The following is a 17,060-nucleotide window of genomic DNA, read 5'->3' on the forward strand; positions in this document are numbered from 1 at the left end:
CCGACTTGATAGCTGCATGCCGCCCGCCCGCGACGGCGTCGGGACCTAGTTGAAGGCCATCGGCGCCGCGCTGGCCATCCAGCCGTCGGAGCGTGCATTGCGGGCGAACCGCTGATATCTCGGCGCACGGGCCTCGCGCGTGACACGAGCCGCTGCGCCGAACATCGTGGAACCGCCGTTCGGGTTCACGATCGCGTAGCCGGCGATCGACCGCGGATGCTCGCGGGTGACGTGACCGCCGGAATTGCCGTCATGCACATACCAGACATTGCCGGCGACCTGCTGCTGCAGGATCATGACGTGGCCGGAGCGGACCGCCGCCATGCCCGGTGCGGGAGCCGCGCGTGGAAAGCGACGCCAGTTGGATGCGAGATTCAACTCGGGAATGACCCGGCCGAACGTGTAGAGCGACGCTTCGCAGCCGCAGAAGGCATGCGGGCATCCCGACGGCCGGCCACCGACGACGCGGCCCTCGCCGGGGATCGAGGCCATGGCGTTCATGAAGGAGTGATGGTGACGGTACGAGTAGTGATGATGATGGTGACGAGGACGCGCCTCGGCTTGAACGGAGAGAGCCAGCAATGCGGCGACGACAATTACAACGCGGTACATTCGGAGGACTCCTGTACACTGTGAAATCCCCCTGCCGCGCGCCAATCAACGTCCAAACATGTCCTCAAAGTGACCGAATCACCCCTGAGCCATGCAAATGCGGGACGGCGCTGCCCGCTCGGACTGGTTCCAAATCATTCGAAGTGATTGACTCTCGACGTCGAGAATGACTCACAACAAATGAATGTTCCGCCTTGGGAAGATCAGACTACCTACTAACAGCGCGGCGACCGCGGCCGGCCTTCAGTCGTCCTAATAGCCACAAAGATGCAATGAGGATAAATAACATCCTCCACGCGTGCGGCGCTCTTGGGCATTTCGTTCCAGACCACGACAGGAGATCGTCATGACCACGTTCCGCGGCAGTTGCCTCTGCGGCCGGGTCGGCTTCGAGGTCGATGGGCCGTTCGACAACTTCCTCAATTGCCATTGCTCGCGCTGTCGCAAGGCCAGCGGCACGGCGCACTCCTGTGAGGTCATCGTCAAGGCGTCGGCGCTGCGGTGGATGCGGGGCAAGGCGAACGTCACACGGTTCGACCTGCCGCAGGCGCGCAGCTTCGCCACCGCCTTCTGCAGCACATGTGGCAGCCCGATGCCGCATCTGACGCGCAGCGGCCGCGAAGCGATCATTCCCGCCGGGAGCTTCGACGAGCCGCTCGGCGCCGCTCCCGATCGCCATGCGCATTGGGCGTCACGTGCCGACTGGTACGTCGATGGTGACGGGCTGCGCGTCGAGGACTGACGCAATCAGAATGCCGCTCGTCGGGCGACTCATGCCCCTCACGCCGAGATCGGACAAGCCTGTCGAGGCTTCATATCCGCCCGATCGCCGCTGCGTCCGGAATCCGATTTCACGAGCAAGTCCGGGCTGATTTGGGCTGTCCAGTCCCGGCAGAAAAAATATCCTGCTTGGCAATTTCGGAAAATCATGATTGTTTGTCGCTGTCCCGCCTCATCGACGAGGGGCGCTGCGCGGTCGTCACGAAGCGTGAAGGTGGGATGTGATGGGCGGGCCGGTTTGCAGCGTGGTCATTCGCGCGGACGAACAACATCGGCTCGCACGGTCAAGTCGCGTGGTCCTGATACTCCGATGCCAGTATCAAGCCTGCGCTGGCGCCAATGGCGCCGCGTGGGTGACGGTGACCCAAAAGCCCGGCGCACCGGGGAGAACGCGAAGCAGCCGTAGTGCCATCGCGCAGGGAGGGCCGGATCGTCCGGCTGGACCTGTGGTACCTGCCGCCTGCATTTTTTGAGCAGGCGGGCCACGGGCCTCAGTCGAGGTCCGGCCTTCCCTGCACCCTCTCGTTTGAAGAGGGTGAGACCACTGTATCACTCGGACGCCCGGGGCGCCGCGAGGCTACGGACGCACATCCCCATATGCACATCCCATATGCCTCAAAATTGTTGATCACGACGGCGCCAATGGCTCGGTGCCCACCCTCCCCTGGAGGGGGAGGGTCGGTCGCACGCGAAGCGGGCGAGCGGGGTGGGGTGATCTCTCCGCGAGCGCTTGTGCACGTGGAGAGATCACCCCACCCCGCCTCACGTTTCGCTTCGCTCACCGCGAGGCGACCCTCCCCCTCCAGGGGAGGGTGGGCACCGAGCTCGCGGCTTAGCTTTGGAGAGCGACTGATGCGGATCCATAGGGCCCGTTCCGAGGTGTCGGCTATGTCTCCGAACACCTTCACGGCAGTTGTCCGGGCCATGCCCTGCACGGCGACGAGGGCGGAGAGGCGATGCAGGAGCCGTCTCCCCTTCACCATTGACCGCCCCATCGATTGGCCTATCTCTTCAACACCGCAAAGAAACGGAACTGGATCCCCTGATGACCGCACATTTCAGCAGCTTCGATACCGCCATCGATCCCGTGAAGCTCGACCGCCTGGCCGAGGTGGCGGTGAAGGTGGGCCTGCAATTGCAGCCGGGTCAGGATCTGCTGCTGACCGCGCCCTCGATGGCGCTGCCGCTGGTGCGCAAGGTCGCCGAACACGCCTATAAGGCCGGCGCTGGGATCGTGACCTCGTTCTTCTCCGACGAGGAACTGACGCTGGCGCGCTACCGTTTTGGCCGTGACAACAGCTTCGATCGCGCCGCCGACTGGCTCTATCAGGGCATGGCCAAGGCGTTCTCGGAGAACACCGCGCGGCTCGCCATCGTCGGCGACAATCCGATGCTGCTGTCCGGCCAGGATCCGGCCAAGGTGGCGCGCGCCAGCAAGGCCAACTCCAAGGCCTATCAGCCGGCGCTGGAAAAGATCACCAATTTCGAGACCAACTGGAACATCATTGCCTATCCGAGCACGTCCTGGGCCAAGCTGGTTTTCCCGGACGTGCCGGAGGAGGTCGCGGTGGCGAAGCTCGCGGACGCGATCTTCGCAGCGTCGCGTGTCGACCACGAGGATGCCGTGTCTGCCTGGGAGCGCCACAACGCGGTGCTGCGCGAGCGCACCGAGTGGCTCAACGGCCAGCGTTTCAGCGCGCTGCATTACACCGGACCCGGCATGGACCTGACGATCGGTCTTGCCGACGGCCATGAATGGGAGGGCGGCGCCTCGACTGCCAAGAACGGCATCACCTGCAACGCCAACATTCCGACCGAGGAAGTGTTCACGACGCCGCATTGCCGCCGTGTGTCGGGTCACGTCGTCAGTTCCAAGCCGCTGTCCTATCAGGGCACGCTGATCGACAACATCCAGGTCAGATTCGAGGAGGGTCGCATCGTCGAGGCCAGGGCTTCGAAGGGCGAGGAGGTGCTTAACAAAGTGCTCGACACCGACGAGGGCGCGCGCCGGCTCGGCGAAGTCGCGCTGGTGCCGCACTCCTCGCCGATCTCCAAGAGCGGCCTGTTGTTCTACAACACGCTGTTCGACGAGAACGCGGCCTCGCACATCGCGCTCGGCCAGTGCTACTCCAAATGCTTCGTCAACGGCACGTCGCTGTCGCCGCAGCAGATCGCAGCCCAGGGCGGCAACCAGAGCCTGATCCACATCGACTGGATGATCGGCGCGGCCGACACCGACATCGACGGCCTCCATGAAGATGGTCGCCGCGTCCCGGTGTTCCGCAAGGGCGAGTGGGCCTGACGCATGACGGGCCGGCGCCACGCGTGCACCGGCCCGAAGCGAGCCGCGAGCAATGCTCGCGGCGGTGTCGTCGTCGATCGAACCTGCCTACTGCTTGGCGCTGCCGGTGGTGGCCTGCACGTCGATCGTGATCCGCTCCGACATCACCGGCTTGTTGTGGGGGATGTGGCTCCAGTCGCCGAGCACGAGCTGCAAGGTGTGCTTGCCCGGCGTGAGGTTGACCGAGGCTTCAGTCTGGCCCTTGCCGAAATGCACGTGGCCGGCATCGACCGGGATCGCCTCGTTGAGTGCGTCGCCCTCGAGCGCGGGCGCGTCGATCAGCAGGTGGTGGTGCCCGGTGTTGGGAGCCTCGGTGCCGGATGGCGCGACGCCCATGCCGGACAGGCCGAAGCGGATCAGGACCGGCGAGGAGACGGTGTCGCCGTCCTTCAGGTTGATGAAGTAGGCCTTGGCGTTTTCGGGGGCGGGCGTTTCGCCCGCCATGACGAGACTGCTGGTTGCAAGGGCGGTAGCGGACAGCGTGAGGGCGAGTGCAAGGCTCAGTCGGCGCATCCTGGGAAATCCTTATCTCTGCGAAGGCGGCAAATCTTTAAAGGTGACGGCACGGCGCAGGATGGGCACGGCGACCGGAGGGGCGCCTGTCCGCATCTTGCAGTGCGAGCAAACAGTAGATCAGCAGGTTTGGCGAGGCCGCGAACAAATTGCGGCGTTCGCGTGAAGTTTATAGCGCTTGCGTGTTTGTGATGCGACGGCTGGTCGCGGCGGTTGGTTCAAATCTTAACGACTGCGGAAAGCAGCCATTAGGTGCAATCGGCTACGGTCGCAGGCTCGTGCCGGCGTTCGCCCGGTCATTTCAGTCCCATGCATTTGAGGTCCAAGATGTCTCCGTCCTTGATCGAAACCGCCAATCTCACCGTCGACCTGGCGCCCGCTCCGATCGAGCCGTCCTGGATCATCGAGGGCAATCCGACCGCGACCTCCTGCACCATCGCGCGCAGCAGCGACGGGCTGGGCTCGACCATCGTCTGGCATTGCACCGAGGGCAAGTTCAACTGGTACTACGATTTCGACGAGACCATCCTGATCCTCGAAGGCGCGATCACGCTGGAGAGCGAGGGCATGCCGGCGAAGCGCTACGGGCCAGGCGACGTGATCTTCTTCCGCGACGGCGCGCATGCCAAATGGCATGTCGAGGGCCACGTCAAGAAGCTCGCCTTCTGCCTGAAGACGCAGCCTTACGTGCTCGGCCTCGCGGTGCGGGTCATCAACAAGCTCAAGCGCATGTTCCTGACGCCGGAAGGCCGCCGCGGCACCAGCCTTGCGGGCGCCTAGACGCCGTCGAGGATGATCACGGTCGGGACCTGTGGCAGCAGCTCGCGCGACATCTTCAAGGTGCGCTCGGCGCGGCGGTCGATCTCGAACTGCTGGCCGATCTTGCGCATGAACTCGTCGAGCGGCGTCGCGAAGCGGTGCATCGGCAGCACCACCGAGGCGCGCAGCCGCTTGGTGATCTCAGAGATGCCGTCGAGCGACATCGTGTAGGTGCCGTCGATCGGCACCATCACCACGTCGAGCCGGCCGATCGCGGCGAAATGCGTCTCGTCGAGCTTGACGTGCAGGTGGCCGAGATGGCCGATGCACAGGCCGGCGACCTCGAAGATGAAGATCGAGTTGCCGTCCTTGATCATGTCGATGCCGACGGAATCTCCGAAATAGCGGCGGATGTCGGTGGTGATGTTGCGGATCAGCACGTCGCCGATTCGCTCGAAGATCTGGGCCGGCTTGCCGTCGTCGCCCCAGCCGCGCAGCACATGCGGGATGCGCGGATCGGGGGCCAGCGTGTAGTGCGTCGAATGCGCGCGGTTCATGGTGATCACGTCGGGCAGCCGTCCGACCTGATAGGCGCCGCTGTAGTCGGTCGCGATGCGGATGCCCATCGGCGTGTCGATGAAGTAGGTCGAGTGGCCGGCATAGGTGATCGTCACCTCGTTGCCGGCAGACGCCGTCCGGCGCAGGCTGACCGGCATCGCGCGCGGTTGGTCGCCGGCCATCGCCAGGCACTCGCTGGTGCGCGGCCCCGATTGCGCCAGAGCGGGCGATGCGAACGCGACCAGGACGGCAAGCAGCGAGACCAGCGAGCGCAGCATGGCAGTTCCCCTTCGACAGCGCGTGTGAGTGTAGCGGGGAATCCGGATCAGAACTATCCTCGGCGCAACGCCCGGCTCGAGAGCGCGGCGCGACGACGTGGAGAGATGGCATGACGGATCGGGTGTTGCAGCCGTTGCGGGAGATCGACGCAGGCGTGCTCCGCATTGCCTATGTCGAGAGCGGGCCGGCCGATGGCCCCGTCGTCATCCTGCTGCACGGCTATCCCTACGATATCCACTCCTATGTCGAGGTCGCGCCGCGCCTCGCCGCGCAGGGCTGCCGCGTCATCGTGCCCTATCTGCGCGGCTATGGACCCACTCGTTTCCGCAACGCATCGACGCCGCGCTCGGGCCAGCAGGCCGCGGTCGGCGCCGATCTGGTCGCGCTGATGGATGCGCTGGCGATCCCGCGCGCCGTGTTCGCCGGCTATGATTGGGGTGGCAGGGCCGCCTGCGTCGGCGCGACGCTGTGGCCCGAGCGCTGCACGGGCCTGGTCTCCGTGAACGGCTATCTGATCCAGGACATCGCGCGGGCATTGGAGCCGGCGCCGGTGCCGCGCGAGTTCGCGTTCTGGTATCAGTGGTACTTCCAGACCGAGCGCGGCCGCGCCGGGCTCGCCGCCCACCGCGCCGACATCGCACGGCTGCTGTGGCGGCAATGGTCGCCGCACTGGCGCTTCGACGATGCGACCTTCGCGCGCGCGGCGGACGCGTTCGACAATCCCGATCACGTCGATGTCGTGATCCACAGCTATCGGCATCGCTACGGGCTGGCCGATGGGGATCCGCGCTATCAGGAGCTGGAGCGGCGATTGGCGACCCTGCCCGTCATCACCGTGCCTACGATCACGCTCGATGGCGACGCCGACGGCGTGATCCCGGCAACGGACGGCCAGGCGCATGCTGCGAAGTTCAGCAATCGGATCGGCCATCGCGTGATCGCGCGGGCCGGCCACAATTTGCCGCAGGAAGAGCCGGAGGCGTTCGCCGCCGCCGTGACGGAGCTGCTGCGCTGAACGCTTCAGGCCCGCGCCGGGCTCAGCTTCCAGGCCGCGAGCAACAGGCCCGCGGTCATCAGGCCGCAGACGATGGCGGCCTCGGGCAGCGCGAGCGCCAGCGCCGCGGTCGCCGCCCAGCCGATCGAGGAGAACGCCTCGGCAAAGGTCGCCAGCCGCGACGAGGTCTGGCGGCGGCGAAACTGGCTGCGACGCGCCTGGATCCGGAACCAGAGCTGGATGGCCGTCGAGGAGACGGTCGCGACCAGAACGGCAACGGCCGTGACCACCGCCTGCGCCGGTGCGACCCAACCGAGCGCAAGCACGAGCGGAGCGAAGATCATCGCGATCGTGATCAGCACGACCTCGACCTTGGCGCGCACGATGCGCGTCGCCGGCAGCGGCGCCGTCGCCACCAGCTCGGGCGCGTCCTCGCCGGAGATGGTGAGCCAGGCGAGGCCGCCCGCGAGCTGGCCCGCCGCCATCACGACGACCGGCGTGATCAGGAACACCGCCTGCGAGCTGTCGGAGTAGCTGCGCCACAGCAGCAGCGCCGGAGGCACCAGATAGAGCAATTGCATCAGCGTCTGCGAGATCAGCCAGGGATCGCGCCGCAGCAGCATGAACTCCTTGCGCCGCAGCGCCTGCTGCCGCGAGCCGCCCCGAAACGACCTGACGCGTGCGCCGGCGCGGCTGGAGATGCCCTGGGCCGCGGCGCTGATCGCGGTGTCGGCGAAGCGCGGCGAGAACACCATCATGACGACGCCGAGCAACAACAGTCCGGCTGCCAGCAGAATCAGCAGCGCCTGGCCGTCGCCGAGCGCCGCTCGAGCCGGCAGCCAAACAAGACTGTCGGGATCGGGCGCGATGGCGGCCGCGGCATCCGAGGTGAGGATGGCGAAGCGCGACAGCGTGCCATAGGACACGATCGCCGCGATCTGCAGCACGATGACGAAGCCGGCGCCGATCACGGCCGCCAGGATCTGGGCGACCAGCCGCGTTCGCGCCGGACCAATGAGGCGGAACAGGACGATCGTGATGGCAATGGCGACCGCGGCCGCCGACAGGCCGACGGCTGCGACCACGACGAACGCCGCGAGCCAGCGTGCGCCGCCCTCGATCAGCAGCACGTCGACGAAGGGGGTCGCGAGCAGCAGCGCCATGCTGGTCACGGAGAGCGCGATCGCCGCGATCCGGACGGAGAAGATCTCGGCCAGCCGCACCGGCGACGACATGATGAGATCGAGGTCGGCACGGGCGTAGAACACGCGTGTGACGGATTCGATCGCCTGCGACAGCATCAGCGCCCAGGACAGCATGATGGTCGCGGTGATGACGATCAGCGCGGTCTTGTCGAGCGGCAGCTCGAGATCGGCGTAGCGACCGACCACGACCCAGGCCGGCAGATGCATGAGGGCGCCGAACAGCACGAGACCGATGATGGCGGCCCGCGTGCGGCGGCGCCTGCCGGCCGTGATCATGCCGAGCCATTCCCGCCAGGCGAGCCGGAGCTCGTGACGGGCGAACCAGGCGAGCGTCGCCGCCCGCGTCATGCCGCGGACTCGACGTCGACCAGTGCGATGAACAACTCCTCCAGGCTGGTGTCGGTGCGACCGTTCTGCTGGCGCAGCTCGGCCAGAGTGCCTTCGGCGACGACGCGCCCGGCGGCGATCACGCCGATCCGGTCGGCCATGCGCTCGGCGACTTCGAGAATGTGCGTGGTCATGATCACCGTGCCGCCGCGGCGGACGCGCTCGGCGAGCAGGCCCTTGACGTGCCGCGCCGACACCGCGTCCAGGCCCGTCAGCGGCTCGTCCAGGATGATCAGCCGCGGGTCGTGGATCAGCGCGCCGGCGAGCGCGACCTTCTGGCGCATGCCCTTGGAAAAGCCTTCGCAGCGCTCGTGCAGATGCGGCTCCAGCCCGAGCGAGACCAGAAGTTCGGTTGCCGCGTTACTCGAGGTCGCCGGATCGATGCCCCACAGTCCGGCGACGAACTCGAGATATTCGAGCGGCGTGAGCTTGTCGTAGATCATGGGCTCGTCGGAGACCCAGGCCATCACCTGCTTGGCGGCGATCGGGTCGCGCAGTGCATCGATGCCGAAGATCTCGATCCGCCCGGCATCCGGCCGCAGCAGGCCCGCGACCATGCGCAGCGTCGTCGTCTTGCCGGCGCCGTTCGGGCCGACCAGTGCATAGAATTCACCCGAGCGCACCACGAGGTCGAGCGCATCGACCGCCGGCCGCTCGAAACATTTCGTCAGTTCTCGCACGGCGAGGGCGGGGCTGCCTGGGGTCATGACGGCACTATCGCCTCGTTCGGTTCGCGTCTGCAATGTGGATGCAACTCGTTGCGGCGCGGTGAACGAGCCGCCGCATCGTGTCCTTCGGTGCCGGCCGGTTCCGTCGGCGCACTGGCCGCATTCCTGCCGTCCTCGTCCCGTGAACTCCCGGCCACGTCTCAAGTTGTGGGCACGCGGCAACGATGCGCGATCGTCAATAGTTCACGGAAGCCGTCCCCTCAGGCGACAGCGCCCGGACCTCCGCCATCAGGGGCAAAGCCTGATACCGGGAGATGCCGGTCTCGTCGATCACGAACAACGGCCGCACCTGCCGCGCATCGCTGTCCTGGATCATCGCCATGCGCTGATTGTCGAGCATCAGCCAATGCCCGTCGAGGCGCGCCGCCGCGACGGCGTGATCCTCGTCCCGGACGACATCGTGCAGGATCACGATCCGCAGATCGTCGATGGCAACGCCGGCCATCCGAAGCGCGACGAGCTTGGCGATCGCGTAGTCCTCACAATCGCCGGCACGGCGTTCGAAGGTAGCGAGAGGGGAGGCCCACACGTCCACCTGGCCATATTGAGCGAGATCACTGGCCGGCCGGATGGCCAGATTGACCGCCCGATTGATCTCGCCGAGCCTTGCCCGTCCCGCCCGGAGACGGCCCTGATCGATGATCGCCAGCAGGCTGAGGGCGGCAGGGGAGACGCAGCGCTCGCGGTCGCCATCGCACAGCGCGAGCTGTACGCGCTCGTCTTCGAGCTTGCGCGCGAGCGCCAACCACTTGTCGCGCAACGCGCCGGCCTCCAGGCCGACCCGCGGCAGGCCGAATGGCTCGGCCGTATCCTCGATGGCGGTTGCGAACCCCAACGGCTGCGCGACAGGACCGGCGCCCGCTGGGCCGCCGATCCATATGGCGGCGCTGGCGGCCGCGGCCGCCAGCGATGCGCGCATCAGCGCAAGAAAATTCATGTGACGCCCCGTGCCCGGATCTCGGCCGGCGCGACGCAGCGCCTGACGGAACCGAATGCTTGTTGGGGGTCAGCATGGGTGCGGAGGCTTGGCCTCTGCTTAAAACCGGCAATCCGGCGACCAAATCGCGGGATTTACGCTGAACGTTGTGTTGCTCCGATGCGACAAATCCTAGCGAAAGCTGAACGATGGTCGCGAAGGTCTGGAGGGTTCGCGGTGAAGTTGTGCTTCGAACCCATCCGCAGCTCCTGCCAAATTGATGCAATTCGTCGATTCTTGTTCTCCCACCCGCAGTCCTCCACTTGAAATCCGTTGTCAGGGGTAAGCCGGTGCGGATGTTGATGTCGGCAAAGGTATTGGATGGCCTATGAATACTTGGAATTACTTTGATTTTCTGAAACGACGTGAATTTTGACTTAGAAGGTCTCGGCCGGGGTCAGCTTTAAAGAGGGCAGAAACTCGACAACATCGTAGCCATCCCGCGGAAGCCGCCGTTTTTGGCCACCTGAAGCACAAGCTGAAGGTGGTTCCGCCAGACACTTGCCAGTGATATGCACGCCTTGAACACTCATTCTTATGTATTCATTAACCATAGTCGGTGGCCCCTTGAATTACGCTGGCAATTCTGACGCCGCGCTTTTCTCCGAAGGCCGGGGCGCCTCTTCGCACGGTCACGTGCGGCTGGAGACGCCGCATGCCCATGCGCCGACCGACGCGATCGTCGTTCCGGACGCGCATTTTCTGTTCAATGCCGATTTCAAGCGGTCTGGTCTCGACCTGATCCTGTCGTCCGACGGACGCGAGATGGTGCTGCCGGACTATTTCAAGGGCGAGAAACGCGCGCCGCTGGCCTCGCCGGACGGCGCGCATCTAACCGGCGACCTCGTCAACGCGCTCTCCGGCGCGGTGCAGGTCAGCCAGGCCGGGGCGGCCGCGAGCGTGAGCAAGGTCATCGGCCATGTGACCAAGCTGCAGGGCACCGCGACGGTCATCCGCAACGGCGTTTCGATCCTCCTTCACAACGGCGACAACGTCGAGAAGGGCGACGTCGTCCAGTCCGGCTCGGATTCGACGCTCGGCATCACCTTCATCGACGGCACCGTGTTCGGCCTGTCGTCGAATGCGCGGATGGTGCTGAATGAAATGGTGTACGACCCCAACGGGTCGAACAATTCCTCGCTGATCAGCCTCGTCGCCGGCACGATCTCGTTCGTGGCCGGCGAGACCGCCAAGCATGGCGACATGAAGGTCGACACGCCCGTGGCGACCATGGGCATTCGCGGCACGGCCGTGCTGGTCGAGATCGACTTCACGGTGCCGGGGCAGGGCAGTCTGCCCGATGCCAAGTTCCAGGTGCTGGTCGAGCCCGATGGCCACACCGGCTCCTACGTTCTGTTCGACAAGACGACGCTGCAGCCGATCGCTGTGGTGAATCAGGCCGGACAGCAGATCCAGATCAGCAACGGAATCGTGAATCAGAGCGCTGTCCCGCTCACGCCGGACATCCAGAAGCTCATCAATGACGTCTTCACGCTGAAGTTCACCGACAACAGCAATCCGAAGTCGACGACCCATTTCACCGACATCGGGGTGCCGCAGACGCTGACGCCGCTGACCTTGCCCAATGGCACCAGCGCGACGCCGATCATCCGCGTGGTCGACGACACCGGCGCGACGACCGGGACTGGCCAGACCGGCGAGCAGCTGTCGCACATCCCGGGTCCGCCGGAAGTCAGGATTCTCGATACCGGCGGCCGGCTGACGACGGCTTTCGGAATTATGGAGCGCGCCGGTCAGACCGGGAACGGCGCCGATCTCGACGCCGTGCTCAGTCGCGTCAATTTCGTCGACATCAATGGCATCGACCGGCCGACGGTGTCCGTCAGTTTCAGTTCCTACGCCTATAAGAGCGCGCAGCAGGCCGACGTCACGGCCTCGTTGAATGCCCTACAATTGCAGGACGTCCTGGCGACCGCGGTGAAGATCACGGTCACGCCCGATCCGAACAACAAGAATTTCGGCACGGCGACGCTGACCTACAGCGTTCCCGACAAGTATTTCGATTTTTTGGCGGCAGGTGAAACGCTGACGCTGACTTACATCGTCCGCGTCGACAACAACTTTGCGCCGTCCAACGAATTCGCTCTGGTCCCGATCACGATCACCGTGACGGGGACCAACGATAAGCCCGAGATCGTTGCGAGCGTCCAGACCATCGCGTTCGAGGGCGGCACCAGCGTGCCCGGCGGCCCGCTGACATCGGACGATCCGACCTCGGGCACGCTGACCTTCAAGGACGTTGATCTCACGGACAGCCATACCGTCTCGGCGAAGCTGACCAGCGCGGTTTTGGAGGGCGGCGGCAGCATTCCGCCGGCCCCGTTCGCGCTGTTCGAACAGGCCCTGACTGCGTCTCTGGCCTCCGACAGCACCGGAAGCGGCACCGGCAAGATCAATTGGAGCTTCGCCAACCTGCCGGTCTATGTCGCGGATTTCATTCCCGCGGGTCAGAAGGTGACGCTCACCTACACCGTGACCGTGACGGACTCGCAAGGCGCGACATCGACGCAGACGGTCACGGTGACGATCACCGGCACCGACGATCCGGCGGTGGTCTGGATCGCCACGACGCAGCCTGGCGAGAGCAGCGGGGGGCAGGTTCATCTGTGGAGCGACGGCGCGAACTGGGCAACCGGTCTGGCTCCGACCGCCGATGATGACGTCATCATCATCACCGATCAGCTGCACGGCCTGACGCCGGCCTTTCCGGTGACGATCGATGACGACGCCTACGCCTATGCCAAATCGGTCACGCTGAATGATTTCGGCGGCGGCGCCGTTCCGGAGCTCGACAATAACGGCACGCTGACGATCAGCGGCGCGCTGACGGCCAAGGCCGACTCGCTCATCTACAACTTCTCGGGTGCGACGATCACCGTCGGCGGCTCGGTGCAGATCCTCGAGCAAAGCGAGTTTCACAATGCCGGCACTGTGCTGCTGGCTGGCGGCGGCGTCTTTGGGGCGAACGCCGGCATCTTCAACACCGGAACGATCGAGCTGTCCGGCGGTACGCTGACCGTGCAAGGCGACGTCACCAACGGCGGTGAGGACAGCTCCGGCCTCATCCAGGTCGACCTGGGCGCGACGCTGACCCTGGAGGGTGGCAGCATCGATGGCGGCACCATTCTGATCCAGGGAATGCCGATCGTTCAGAATTTTGGCACGCTGGAGAACGACGGGCAAACGCCGCCGCAAGCCAACGGTCTGCTCGTCCTGAAAGGCGGAGCCGACATCAGCAATGGCCAGCTGACCAATTTCGGCGCGGTCGATGTGTCTGCCGCCGGAAATGCCATCTCGAACGAGATCGTCACGAACGTCGGCCTGATCGACATCAAGGCGGGTGGCGCGCTCGCGCTCGCCAACGACACCAGCATCGACAATACCGATGGTACGATCACGGTCGAAGACGCCGGAACGCTGACCCTGTCACAGGCGCGCGTCAGCGGCGGCACGCTGATCAACGAGTCCGGCGGAGCGGTGGCCCTCATCGGCCACGCCGCGCTGATCGGCGGGACGCTCGACAATTTCGACACGATCGCCGTGTCCGGCAGCGGCAATGCGTTCGAGGACGAGACGATCACCAATGCGAACGCCGCCGCGATCACCATTGCGCTGGCTGGTGCTCTCTCTCTGAGCGGCACGAGCATCGCCGGCGGCGCTATCACCAGCCATGGGACGATCTCCGTCGACGGCGACAGCACGATCGACGGCAGCGCCGTCGCTGGCGGAGAACTGCTGATCGGCGAGACCGGTCCGCTTGCGGAAATGACGGCGATCCTGACCGTTCAGGGCGGCGCGTCGTTGACCGACGTCGGCATCACGATCGGCGACGGCTCGACGCTCGAGGTCGCTGCAGACGAGACCGCGACCCTGGCCGGTGTCACCGTCGACAATTCCGGCACAGTCCAGGTGGACGACGGCGCGGTGCTAGTGATCGAGAGCAGCACGATCACCGGCGGCGATCTCGTCAACCACGGCATCGTGCATGTCGAGACTGCGGCGGCGACCACGTTCGACAATGTCACCATCGATAACACGGACGGTCAGATCATCATCGATGAGGATGGTGAGATGCCGGTCCCCTCGACGTTGGTGCTCGACGGGAGCACGACGCTCACGGGCGGCACCTTGAAGATCCAGATCGCGGGCACGCTGGAGATCGCCGGTCACGTGACGCTGAGCGGGGTAGACGTCGAGAATCTCCACGTCTTCACCGTCGATCTCGGCGCTTACCTCGATCTCGCCGACACCAAGGTGAGCGGCGATGGTGAGCTGCATGTCCATGGCACGATCACGGCGAGCGGCACGAGCGGCCTCAGTGGAACGATCTACAACGACGGCACGATCGAGATCACGGGCGGTACGTTCGAGATCACTGGCGATGTCCAAGGCTCCGGCCAGATCAAGGTCGATGCCGACGCCATCCTGAAGATCGACGGCCATATCGAACAGACGATCGACTTCAGCAGCAAGGGAAGCAGCGAGATCGTCATCGACGACTCCAGCTTCTCCGCCAAACTCGCCGGCCTCGGAGTAGGCGACAAGATCGATCTACAGACGATCAAATGGACGGAGGCCACGACGGCGTCTTACGATGCGGACACGGGCGTGCTTACCGTCGTCGATGGCCAAGGGCACAGCATCGCCCTCACACTTGTCGGCGATTTCAGCGACTTGCATTTCGCCGGTAGCAAAGACGCGAATGGTGGCACTCTGATCACCCTGATCGCTGATGACACTGCGCCGGTGATCACAGATGCCGGCCGGCCGGGTGCGATCACGGAAGCGGCAGCGCAGACGGGCGCGTCCGATCCGCAGAGAGCCAGCGGAAGCATTCATTTCGCCGATATCGACCTGACCGATCGGCCGACCGCATCGATCGGTACGCAAAGCGTGACCTGGACTGCGTCTGACCAGCAGACCGATCTGTCGAACCAGCTGAACTCGGATCAGATCGCTGCGCTCGAACACGCCCTGCAGCTCAGCCAGGGCGGCAACGCCAATAATGGCAAGATCGACTGGACCTATGCCATTGCGGACGGGAAGCTGGATTTTCTCGGCGCCGGCCAGACCGTTATGGTGACCACCACGGTTCAGGTCGATGATCACCAGGGCCGTATGGTGGCCTCGGACATTGTGATCACCATCACTGGCACCAACGATCTGCCGGTCGTGACGAGCGATGCGCAGGCGGCCGACGTCGCCGAGCGTGCGGCCAAGTCCGGCTCGGATCTGCCCGACACCGCGAGCGGCACCATCACCTTCACGGACGCGGATGTCACCGACACGCATGTCCTGAAGGTGATCGGCGACGTCGCGACCTCGGGCAACGACGGCGGCTTGCCGTCGGACATGACCGTGCTCAAGAGCTGGCTGTCACTCGGTGCGCTCACCGAGTGCGGCAACGGTGCGGGATCGCAGGCCTGGAGCTTCGCTGCCAGCGACAAGGCGTTCGACTATCTCGGAGGCGGCCAGCACGTGACGCTGACCTATACAATCGAGATCGCCGACGGCCACGGCGACGTTCAGAACGTGCCCGTGACCATCACGGTCAATGGCGCCGAGGACGCGCCCGTCATCGCCGGCGAGACCGATCCGACCGTGCAGACCGTCGTCCTGGCCGAGCGGGCGACCGTGCTGGCGAGCACCGCCAAGACCAATGCCGAGGGCATGCCGACCGAGACCTTCGATCGCGTGTCGGAGGGCTCGATCTCCGACAACGGGCGCGGTCACGGCAGCTTCTACAGCGAGGCGCTGCACGCAACCTTCACGGCCAGCGGCAATGCGGGAATCGTGCACGGCTCCTCCCCGGTGTCGGCGGCGCCCTACATGGCCGACGGCGCCGACAAGACCAACTATCTCAGCATCGGCAACCACGCGCAGGAGACCATCACCTTCGACAGCGTCAAGAACAGCTTCGGGCTGTATTGGGGCTCGGTCGACAGCTACAACAGCATCTCCTTCTACAACGGCAACAAGCTGGTGGCGTCCTACACAGGCAGCGACGTCGCGCCGCTGCTCGCCAATGGCGGGCAGGCGTCGCTGGCTTCCAACGGCTATGTCGAGTTCCTCGGCCTGTCGCCGTTCAACAAGGTCGTGCTCGCCAGCAGCCAGAATGCATTCGAGCTCGACAACGTCTCGGCGGGCTTCATCGCCGATCAGCCGGTGAAATTGGCGAGCGGCATGTCCGGCACTTTGACGGTGCTCGACAGGGATGTCGGCGACACGCTGACCGCTTCGGTGGTCCAGAACGGCGTGATCAAATACAATGGCTTGCCGAGCCTGCCCTCGAATGCCCATGTCCAGGCGCTGGCCGATGCCCACGCGATCACCTTCGACAGCGCGATATCCGATGGCGGCTCCGAGGTGCTGCACTGGACATATCATCCGGCCGACGTGAACCTGGATTTTCTCAATCCCGGTGACACGCTGACCGTGACCTATCAGGCGGACGTCAGCGACGGCCGTGGCGGAACTGCGACCAAGGCGCTGACCGTCACGTTGGCCGGCAACGGCGCATCGACGATCAACGGCACGGACCAGAACGACAATTTCGTCAATGTCGGCGGCGGCGTGACGATCTTCGGCAAGGACGGCAACGACACCTTCGTCTTCAACCCGCATTTCGGCAGCGCCACGATCGGCGATTTCGATCTCAACAAGGACATCGTCGAGCTCGATCATTCGCTGTTTGCCAGCGTCGAAGCGATGGTCGCTGCCGCGCAGTCGGCCAATGGCGGCCACGACACCGTCATCACCGATGCGGTGCATGATACGCTCACGCTCAAGGGGGTGACGTTGGATCAATTCAAGGCGCATCACGACGGTTTCCACCTCGTCTGAGCCCGCACGTCCGTCTGCGATGCGGGCGCCGGCGTTGCCAAGCCGAGCGCTCTTTGGAGACGAT

The 17,060-nt window shown here is 65.0% G+C and carries 11 protein-coding genes; 5 read left to right on the plus strand and 6 right to left on the minus strand.

What is annotated here, in order from left to right; all coding sequences use genetic code 11:
• Positions 1-45: 45 nt before the first annotated feature.
• The gene (locus QX041_RS28265) at positions 46-612 is read right to left on the minus strand and encodes a hypothetical protein (RefSeq protein WP_315825903.1); all 567 of its coding nucleotides are present in this window, start codon (positions 610-612) and stop codon (positions 46-48) included.
• Positions 613-958: 346 nt separating this feature from the next.
• Between QX041_RS28265 and QX041_RS28270 the strand changes: the two genes are divergently transcribed.
• Together QX041_RS28270 and QX041_RS28275 are read left to right on the plus strand one after the other, a co-directional pair.
• Positions 959-1,354 (plus strand): GFA family protein, encoded by a 396-nt coding sequence (locus tag QX041_RS28270; RefSeq protein WP_316167315.1) that lies wholly within the window; start codon positions 959-961, stop codon positions 1,352-1,354.
• A gap of 1,083 nt (positions 1,355-2,437) precedes the next feature.
• Positions 2,438-3,694 carry an aminopeptidase gene (locus QX041_RS28275; protein WP_316167316.1) on the plus strand — a complete coding sequence of 419 codons (1,257 nt, stop codon included), beginning with the start codon at positions 2,438-2,440 and terminating at the stop codon, positions 3,692-3,694.
• Between the two features lie 87 nt (positions 3,695-3,781).
• On the opposite strand, the gene QX041_RS28280 is transcribed toward QX041_RS28275, so the two are convergent.
• Positions 3,782-4,246, minus strand: a complete 465-nt coding sequence (locus QX041_RS28280; protein WP_316167317.1) for a DUF4399 domain-containing protein — start codon at positions 4,244-4,246, stop codon at positions 3,782-3,784.
• 327 nt (positions 4,247-4,573) lie between these two features.
• Here QX041_RS28280 and QX041_RS28285 point away from each other — a divergent pair, with 327 nt between their 5' ends.
• Positions 4,574-5,026, plus strand: a complete 453-nt coding sequence (locus QX041_RS28285; RefSeq protein ID WP_315713701.1) for a cupin domain-containing protein — start codon at positions 4,574-4,576, stop codon at positions 5,024-5,026.
• Here QX041_RS28285 and QX041_RS28290 read toward each other — a convergent pair.
• Positions 5,023-5,841, minus strand: a complete 819-nt coding sequence (locus tag QX041_RS28290; RefSeq protein ID WP_316167319.1) for an MBL fold metallo-hydrolase — start codon at positions 5,839-5,841, stop codon at positions 5,023-5,025. The two genes, QX041_RS28285 and QX041_RS28290, sit on opposite strands and share 4 nt — an antisense overlap.
• Before the next feature lie 110 nt (positions 5,842-5,951).
• Here QX041_RS28290 and QX041_RS28295 point away from each other — a divergent pair, with 110 nt between their 5' ends.
• Positions 5,952-6,857 carry an alpha/beta hydrolase gene (locus QX041_RS28295; RefSeq protein WP_316167321.1) on the plus strand — a complete coding sequence of 302 codons (906 nt, stop codon included), beginning with the start codon at positions 5,952-5,954 and terminating at the stop codon, positions 6,855-6,857.
• 5 nt (positions 6,858-6,862) lie between these two features.
• Here the strand turns inward: QX041_RS28295 and QX041_RS28300 are convergent, their stop codons facing one another.
• From QX041_RS28300 to QX041_RS28310, 3 genes are all read right to left on the minus strand, one after another.
• Positions 6,863-8,389 carry a permease gene (locus QX041_RS28300; RefSeq protein WP_315713704.1) on the minus strand — a complete coding sequence of 509 codons (1,527 nt, stop codon included), beginning with the start codon at positions 8,387-8,389 and terminating at the stop codon, positions 6,863-6,865.
• On the minus strand, positions 8,386-9,135 hold the full coding sequence (locus tag QX041_RS28305; RefSeq protein WP_315754967.1) for an ABC transporter ATP-binding protein: 750 nt from the start codon (positions 9,133-9,135) through the stop codon (positions 8,386-8,388). Before QX041_RS28305 ends, QX041_RS28300 begins: the two co-directional genes overlap by 4 nt.
• 196 nt (positions 9,136-9,331) lie before the next feature.
• Positions 9,332-10,093: a transglutaminase-like cysteine peptidase gene (locus QX041_RS28310; RefSeq protein ID WP_316167323.1), complete on the minus strand. Its 762-nt coding sequence runs from the start codon at positions 10,091-10,093 to the stop codon at positions 9,332-9,334.
• A gap of 606 nt (positions 10,094-10,699) precedes the next feature.
• Here QX041_RS28310 and QX041_RS28315 point away from each other — a divergent pair.
• A complete protein-coding gene (locus QX041_RS28315; protein WP_316167325.1) occupies positions 10,700-16,996 on the plus strand; it encodes a VCBS domain-containing protein in 6,297 nt (2,098 codons plus the stop codon).
• The last annotated feature ends 64 nt before the right edge of the window (positions 16,997-17,060 follow it).

The organism is Bradyrhizobium sp. SZCCHNRI2009 (assembly GCF_032485115.1).
Lineage (GTDB): Bacteria > Pseudomonadota > Alphaproteobacteria > Rhizobiales > Xanthobacteraceae > Bradyrhizobium.

Excerpts from the sequence above, each read along its gene's own strand:
- QX041_RS28305 (WP_315754967.1), bottom strand. The coding sequence starts at position 9,135 with ATGACCCCAGGCAGCCCCGCCCTCGCCGTGCGAGAACTGACGAAATGT.
- QX041_RS28275 (WP_316167316.1), top strand. The coding sequence starts at position 2,438 with ATGACCGCACATTTCAGCAGCTTCGATACCGCCATCGATCCCGTGAAG.
- QX041_RS28300 (WP_315713704.1), bottom strand. The coding sequence starts at position 8,389 with ATGACGCGGGCGGCGACGCTCGCCTGGTTCGCCCGTCACGAGCTCCGG.
- QX041_RS28280 (WP_316167317.1), bottom strand. The coding sequence starts at position 4,246 with ATGCGCCGACTGAGCCTTGCACTCGCCCTCACGCTGTCCGCTACCGCC.
- QX041_RS28290 (WP_316167319.1), bottom strand. The coding sequence starts at position 5,841 with ATGCTGCGCTCGCTGGTCTCGCTGCTTGCCGTCCTGGTCGCGTTCGCA.
- QX041_RS28270 (WP_316167315.1), top strand. The coding sequence starts at position 959 with ATGACCACGTTCCGCGGCAGTTGCCTCTGCGGCCGGGTCGGCTTCGAG.
- QX041_RS28295 (WP_316167321.1), top strand. The coding sequence starts at position 5,952 with ATGACGGATCGGGTGTTGCAGCCGTTGCGGGAGATCGACGCAGGCGTG.
- QX041_RS28285 (WP_315713701.1), top strand. The coding sequence starts at position 4,574 with ATGTCTCCGTCCTTGATCGAAACCGCCAATCTCACCGTCGACCTGGCG.
- QX041_RS28310 (WP_316167323.1), bottom strand. The coding sequence starts at position 10,093 with ATGAATTTTCTTGCGCTGATGCGCGCATCGCTGGCGGCCGCGGCCGCC.
- QX041_RS28265 (WP_315825903.1), bottom strand. The coding sequence starts at position 612 with ATGTACCGCGTTGTAATTGTCGTCGCCGCATTGCTGGCTCTCTCCGTT.